6 protein-coding genes and 1 pseudogene are annotated in these 6,820 nt (G+C 71.4%); 3 read left to right on the forward strand and 4 right to left on the reverse strand.

Translation table 11 applies throughout. From position 1 onward, the window contains the following. The first annotated feature begins 47 nt into the window (after positions 1 to 47). Positions 48 to 686, forward strand: coding sequence for a TetR/AcrR family transcriptional regulator (locus MXD58_RS16705; protein ID WP_248837042.1), 639 nt, complete (start codon positions 48 to 50; stop codon positions 684 to 686). Between the two features lie 176 nt (positions 687 to 862). On the opposite strand, the pseudogene MXD58_RS31160 reads toward MXD58_RS16705, so the two are convergent. From MXD58_RS31160 to MXD58_RS30735, 3 genes and pseudogenes are all read right to left on the reverse strand, one after another. Beyond that, positions 863 to 1,095, reverse strand: a pseudogene (locus MXD58_RS31160) (hypothetical protein). Between the two features lie 500 nt (positions 1,096 to 1,595). Beyond that, a complete protein-coding gene (locus MXD58_RS16715) occupies positions 1,596 to 2,456 on the reverse strand; it encodes an LLM class F420-dependent oxidoreductase (RefSeq protein WP_248837044.1) in 861 nt (286 codons plus the stop codon). A 166-nt stretch (positions 2,457 to 2,622) separates the two neighbouring features. Then, positions 2,623 to 3,831, reverse strand: coding sequence for a cytochrome P450 (locus tag MXD58_RS30735; RefSeq protein WP_248837045.1), 1,209 nt, complete (start codon positions 3,829 to 3,831; stop codon positions 2,623 to 2,625). A 489-nt stretch (positions 3,832 to 4,320) separates the two neighbouring features. On the opposite strand from MXD58_RS30735, the gene MXD58_RS16725 reads away from it, so the two are divergent. Continuing rightward, entirely contained in the window at positions 4,321 to 4,839 is a 519-nt protein-coding gene (locus MXD58_RS16725; RefSeq protein ID WP_248837046.1) for a flavin reductase family protein, read from the forward strand. A 398-nt stretch (positions 4,840 to 5,237) separates the two neighbouring features. After that, positions 5,238 to 6,041: a molybdate ABC transporter substrate-binding protein gene (modA, locus tag MXD58_RS16730; RefSeq protein ID WP_248837047.1), complete on the forward strand. Its 804-nt coding sequence runs from the start codon at positions 5,238 to 5,240 to the stop codon at positions 6,039 to 6,041. Between the two features lie 85 nt (positions 6,042 to 6,126). On the opposite strand, the gene MXD58_RS16735 is transcribed toward modA, so the two are convergent. Then, positions 6,127 to 6,820, reverse strand: a 694-nt coding sequence (locus MXD58_RS16735) for a neutral zinc metallopeptidase (RefSeq protein ID WP_250609520.1), incomplete at its 5' end; no start/stop codon positions are given.

The following is a 6,820-nucleotide window of genomic DNA, read 5'->3' on the forward strand; positions in this document are numbered from 1 at the left end:
CGCGAGGCGCCACCGCCGATGGCGGCGCCGGCGACGGGGAGGACGCGGTGCGCCAACGGCAGGTCGACAAGCGGCGGGCGATCCTCGACGCCGCGGCGCCGATCTTCGGCGAGCAGGGCTACGAGCGGGCCAGCGTCGACGCGATCGCCGCCGCCGCCGGGGTGTCCAAGCCGACGATCTACAGCTACTTCGGCGGGAAGGTCACGCTGTTCCGCGAGTCGGTGGCGGACTCCGCGCTCACCCAGAACGCCGACGTGCTGCGGGTCATCCAGCGCCTGGACCTGCGCCCCGGGAGCTGGCGGGCCAGCCTGTACGAACTCGGGACGCGCCTGGTCGACTGCCAGCGCACCGCCTGCTCGAGGTACCTGGCGCGGATGATCGCCGCGGAGTCCGGGCGGGACCCGGAGATCTACCGCACGGTGCGGGAGAAGGCCACCGGCCCGATCCTGGAGGCGCTGGCTGGGCGCCTGGCGATGCTCGGCAACGCCGGGCTGCTGCGCGTGCCCGACCCGGTGCTCGCCGCCCGCCAGTTCCTCGCCCTGATCGGCGCCGAGCTACCCGAACTCACCGAGCACGGCAGCCGTGAGGTGCCCGACGAGGCGGTGCGCCGCGCCGTGGACGCGGGCGTGTGCACGTTCCTGCGCGCCCACGGCGGCGCCGAATCCGAGCAGGCCCGTCCCGGCTGAGTACCGGGACAGGCCGAGTACCGGGACAGGCTGAGTACCGGGACAGGCCGAGTACCGGGACAGGCCGAGTACCCGGGTGCTCAGCCGGACGGCGGCCGCCCGCTGTAGGGATCGGGGGACAGATGGCCACTCACCGTGATGGTTGGCCAGTCCTGCGGGAGACGTCGGGTCAGCGCTCAGCCGCGGTGTTGAAGACCCTCGATGAGCAGGAGGAGAAGCCGCGGTGTCTCGTCGGGGTGGCCTTCGGCGGCTATGGCGACGCCGTTGGCGAGACGGAGCAGTTCGCCGATCGTGAGGTCCGGGCGGACGGCCGCAGTGTCCTGAGCGCGGGCGATATGTCCATCACCGAGTTGGCCAGGCCGCGGTAGGTGGTGACGTGGGTGATGAAAGAACGTAGCCACGTGATCAGCGCAGTGAAGGGGTCGTGGGCGTCGAGGAATCGCTCGGCGCTCGCCCGCGGATCGTCTCAGCCGGATCTCCGCCGCGAGCGGCTACGTCTGCGGCATTCTGGGACCACTGCTGCTGTTCGGTCTCGGCGTCGGTCCATGTTTCATGCCACTCAACATGATGATCATGTCTGAGGTGGCTCGCCAGGACTCCGGCGCCGCTTCGGGCCTGTTGCAAAGCACCCAGCGAACCGGAAGCTCGGTCGGCGTGGCCATCGCAGAAAATGGCCAAGTAACGGCCGGCCCTGGCCCGAAGCCGACTACCTCGACCACGCCCGCGAACAGAGGCTGCTCGCCTACGGCTTCACAGTGCACAGGTTCTACGGCAACCCGTGATCACCTGTCTGGCGGTCTTCACCGACGGATCGTGGCCAACTACCGCGACGATCAGCCCGCATGCCCTGGCCAACAACGGCGAACAGGCAGCTCGAAGTGGCCATCTCCGCCCGATCCCTACACCCGCTCAGAACAGCGCGGCGGCCAGGCGGCGCCATTCCTCGCGCGGGAGGACCTGCTGGTCGGCGTTGAGGACCTGCAGCGTGACGTGGTCCGCCCCGGCGGCGCGGTGCTCCTGCACCCGGGTGCGCACGGCATCCTCGTCACCCCAGGCGATCAGCGCGTCGAACACCCGGTCGCTGGTGGAGTCGACCTCGTCCTCGGTGAACCCGAGGCGCAGCAGGCTGTTGCGGTAGTTCGGCAACGACAGGTAGGCCGCCAGCCACCCCCCGGCGACCGCCCTGGCCTGCGTGCGGTCCGCGGCCAGGACCACGGTCTGCTCGGGCAGCACGAGCGGCCCGGCGCCGAGGGCCCCGCGGGCGATGCGGGTGTGCTCCGGGGTGACCAGGTACGGGTGCGCGCCGCGGGCCCGCGTACCGGCGAGCTCGAGCATCTTCGGGCCGAGCGCGGCAAGCACCCGGGCGGCGACCGGTACGGGCCGCTCGGCGGCGTCGAGCCCGTCGAGGAAGGCCCGCATCGCCGCGAGCGGCCGCTTGTACAGGCCCGGTTCGATGCTGTCGACCATCACCGAGTGGCTGACGCCGATGCCGAGCAGGAACCGCTCGCCGTAGGTGGCGCTCAACCTCGTGAACGCCTCGGCCACCTCGGCCGGCGGGTGTAGCCAGAGGTTGAGGATTCCGGTGGCCACCGTGACGGTGCTGGTGGCCTTCAGCAGGTTCTCGACGGACTCCAGGACCGGCCCGCCGATGTCGGGAATCCACAGCGCGCCATAGCCGAGTTCCTCCAGCTCCGCCGCCGCCTCGGCGGCCTCACCGGCGTCACCGTTGCCGAGCTGCATGTTCCATACGCCCACACCGGAAAGCTCCATACCAGCACCTCAATCCTTCGCACGGTCGAGTGTCGAGTGCCCCCGGCCGTCCCCCGTGCCGGAGACGGTCGGCGTGTCGTCGGCGCGGGCCCCCTGGGAGCCGCCACTTCGGTCTGTCCTTACCCGATGCCACCAGCGGCGATGCCCGGCACACCCGCGGACGTGTTCAGCCGCTGGGCGGACTCGGGGTGAAGCGGATGCGGACCTGGTCGTAGGCGCGGGTGAACGTCGCTGGCATGATCTGCGGCTCGGCGGGGTCGGCGAGTTCCCAGTCGGGCATGCGGCGCAGCATCTCCTCGAACATCACCCGGATCTCCAGGCGGGCGAGGTTCGCACCCAGGCAGATGTGGGTGCCGAAGCCGAAAGCCAGGTGCCGCCCGGACGAGCGGGTCACGTCGAGGACGTCCGGGTCGGGGAAGGCGCGCTCGTCGCGGTTCGCCGACGGGTAGAGCAGCAGGATCTCGTCGCCGGTGCGGATGCGCTGGCCGTGCAGTTCGTGGTCGGCGGTGGCGGTACGGCGCATGTTGAGCACCGGGGTGACCCAGCGGATGAACTCCTCGGTCGCGGTGGACGCGAGCAGCCCAGGGTCCGCCAGCAGGCGCGCCCGCTGGTCGGGGTACCGCGTGAGGTCGCGGATCATCGTGCCGATCACGGTGCGGGTCGTCTCCGCGCCGCCGTCGAGGACGAGCAGGACCTCGTCGATGACCCGCTTGTCCGCCCAGCCGTGCCCGTGGGCCCACAGCGAGATGAGGTCGTCGCGCGGCTCGGCGCGACGCGCCTCGATGATGGCCGTCGTCGCCACGTAGAACTCGGTGACCACGCTGATCAGCTCGGGCGGCAGGGCATGCGGCGGGCCCTGCGGTGAGGTCTGGCCGCTGAGCAGCATGATCTGCTCCGACCAGCGCCGCACGTCTTCCCACTGCTCGTGGGCGTAGCCGAGCAGTTCCGCGATGACGATGGCGGGTAATCGGGAGGCGATGGCCTCGATCGCCTCACACTTGCCCAGCGGTGTCACGGCGTCGAGGATCTCGGTGACGACGTCGCGGACACGCTGGGTGTGGTGACGCATCGCGCGCGGGGCGAACCTCGGCGCGACCAGCACGCGCTGGGCGTGGTGGTCGGGCTCGTCAAGGTTGATCATCGACTCGTCGCCGGTGAGATCTATGTGCGGCCGGGAACCGGCGAACGACGAGTAGAGCCGGTCGTTCTTCTCGATGGCCATGACGTCCTCGAAGCGGGAGATCACCCACAGCTTCTGTACCGGATCCCAGAAGACCGGCGCATGCGCACGCAGCCAGCGGTACGACTCCCAGGGGTCGACGTAGAACTGCGGATCGAGGACGTTGATGCGCACGGCGTCCGTCACCGTCGTCACGCGTCACACGCCGTGGCGCGGTCCTCGGACAGGGCGCCACGGTCAGGAGCACGTCGCATGCTCCAGACTATGACATAAGGGTGCCATATCTCTCAACAAGTCGGTTGGGCCCGCCGCTGGCGGCCGGACCCGCCGCAGGACGTTGACCCTTCACCGGCACCGACTTATCGTGAGTCGGTGGTTCGGGTCGGGGGCCTCGCTACTGCGCGACGCGGGCGGACGGCGCCGTGCGTGGACCGGCCGCGACTGGTCCGTCGGCGCCATGTCGACTTCGGCCGCAGCAGCAGCGACCTGTGTCCGCACCCCTTCACGCCGCCCGCTCCCTGACGCCCCCGGCGATCCTCCCCCGCACCGCTGCCTGCGGCCGGCGGCGGGCCAGCCGCCAGCGTGGGGCCGGGTGCGCGTCGCGCGCCCCGGAATTCACCCGCCCGGGCCGGGGATCAGGCCCGGCTGTTGGACCTACGTCCGCCTCGAACCACGGGAGCCCGCATGACCCCCAGGCCTCGCCCGAGCCAGCCGGCCCCGGGGTCCGCGAACATCGACGGTGAGCTGTTCCGAACCGTCTTTCGCGGCCACCCGGCCGGCGTCGCCATCATCACCGCGGACGCGGGTGCCGGTCCGGTGGGCTTCACCGCGACGTCGCTGTCGTCGCTGTCCGCCGAGCCCCCGATGGTCGTCTTCGCGATCTCCGCCAGCGCGTCGGCCTGGCCGCACCTGCGCACGGCGGGGACCTTCGTGGTCAACCTGCTGTCCTCCGCGCAGGCCGACGTCGCGCGCCGCTTCGCCCGCAGCGGCATCGACCGCTTCGCCGCGCCGACCCGCTGGAGCACGCTGGCCACCGGGGAGCCGCTGCTCGAGGGCGGCCGGGCCTGGCTGCGCTGCGCCGCCCGCCCGCCGATCGAGGCCGGCGACCACTACCTGGTCGTCGGGCTGGTCCTCGACGCCGGCACCGACCCGGGCGCCGCACCGCTGATCTATCACGACCGCGAGTTCCACGTCCTGCCCTGAGCCGTCCGCACCGCCCTCGTCCTCCCCCCGCCCCGCAACTATCCGCGCCGACCATCCGCGCCGAACGCGGCGGGTCGGCGTGGTGAGCGACGGCGCATACCCCCCATCTTGGCGAAGCGCATCCGCGGAACTATCATGCACGAAGTTTCGCACTTGCGGCTTAGCGCATAAGAGGGGTCCGCGAATGCGAAGGGGGGCGCCGGCCGCGGGCAATCCGTTGGCCGCGCCGGCGATCGGGGCGACGACGGCGTCGCCATGAACACACTCGGTTACGCTGAGTGTTATTTCGCCGACCGCACAGCACAGCGCGTATTCAATTGCAGCGGTCGGCCCTGCCCGGATACCGGGGGCGTCGACCCGTCATGGCGAAGGAACGGGACTACGTGAGATTTCGCAGGATGAAGACCGTGCTGGCGGTCGTGGCCAGCGCCGGTCTGTTCGCCGCCGGCTGTGGCAGCGACGGCAGTGACGGCTCGACCGCCGCCGCCACACCGTCGGCGAGCACCAGCAGCGCCGCCAGCGGCGTCACCGGCACCGTCACGGTCTTCGCGGCCGCGTCGCTGACCGGGACGTTCACGACGCTCGGCAAGCAGTTCGAGACCGCCAACCCGGGTTCGACGGTGACGTTCTCCTTCGCCGGCAGCTCCGCGCTCGCCGCCCAGATCACCTCGGGCGCGCCGGCCGATGTGTTCGCCGCGGCAAGCCCGGCGACCATGAAGACCGTGACCGACGCCGGGCAGAACTCCTCGGCAACGAAGGTCTTCGTGCGCAACCAGCTCGTCATCGTCGTGCCCAAGGGCGACCCGAAGGGCATCAAGGACCTGCCCGACCTGGCCAAGCCCGGCGTGAAGGTGGCGCTGTGCGCCGACGCGGTGCCCTGTGGGGCGGCGGCGAAGAAGGCGCTGGCGGCCGCCGGGGTGAACCTGACGCCGGTCACCCTGGAGCAGGACGTCAAGTCCGCCCTGTCGAAGGTCACCCTCGGTGAGGTCGACGCGGCGCTGGTCTACCGTACCGACGTGCTCGCCGCGGGCGAGAAGGTCGAGGGGCTGGAGTTCCCCGAGTCGGCCAAGGCGATCAACGACTACCCGATCGCGACGCTCAAGGGCGGCAAGAACCCCGCCGGTGGGAAGGCGTGGGTCGACTACGTCATCTCCTCCACCGGGCAGGCCGTCCTGACCAAGGCCGGCTTCCAGTCCCCGTGAGCTGACCCGCCGCGCGTGCGGCGCCCCGTCCCACCGCGTCGGTGGGACGGGGCGCCGTCGTCGTCGCCGGTCGCGGCGGGTGGCGTCAGAAGGCCACGTCGCCGGTGCGGGACTTGCCGATGCGGTGGCAGGTGTCGCTGCCCTGCAGGAAGCCGAGGGAGAACGCCTGGGCGCGCTGCAGGGGGGTGCCGTGCGCGTCCGGGGTGGTCGCCGGTTCCTGGTCGTACCAGCCACCGCGGGTGTCACCGAGGCTGAAGAACAGCAGCGAACCGTGCAGGGCGTCGGAGATCTCGATGCGCCCGGCGTCGCGGGCGGCGGCGGCCTGGCGCCCGGCGAAGCAGTCGGCCTGGTTCTCCTCGGCCCGGTTGACGACGCCGAGGGTGCCCGCGAGGCGATCGCCGCGGTGGGCGAGCTCGTGCATGAGGACGAACAGCGGGAAGGACGGGCCGCCGACGTCGGCGAGCTCGTCGAGGAACTCGACGCTGTAGGCGACGGTGTCGTCGAGCGTGCAGTACAGCGCGTTGTCGGCGAACTGGTCGGGCGTGCCCTGCTTGCCGCAGGCATCGGCGGGCACCTGGCCGTTGTGGTATGGCACGAACGTCGGCGGCGTCCAGGCGTTGCCCAGTTCACCATGCCAGAAGGTGTTCACCGCCCCCGCGCAGCCGGTCGCCTCGGTGATCAGCCTCTCGGCTTCCTGGACGGTGCGCACCGCTGCGCCGCACGATGACGGCGAGGGGCTCGGGGCCGGAGCCGCGCCGGTCGCCGGCGCGGCGCGGTCC

This window comes from Frankia sp. AgKG'84/4 (assembly GCF_023242965.2).
Taxonomy (GTDB): Bacteria; Actinomycetota; Actinomycetes; order Frankiales; family Frankiaceae; genus Frankia.

Bases quoted from the DNA above. Each gene is read 5' to 3' on its own strand.
- modA (WP_248837047.1), top strand. From the start codon at position 5,238: ATGAAGACCGTGCTGGCGGTCGTGGCCAGCGCCGGTCTGTTCGCCGCC.
- MXD58_RS16715 (WP_248837044.1), bottom strand. From the start codon at position 2,456: ATGGAGCTTTCCGGTGTGGGCGTATGGAACATGCAGCTCGGCAACGGT.
- MXD58_RS16725 (WP_248837046.1), top strand. From the start codon at position 4,321: ATGACCCCCAGGCCTCGCCCGAGCCAGCCGGCCCCGGGGTCCGCGAAC.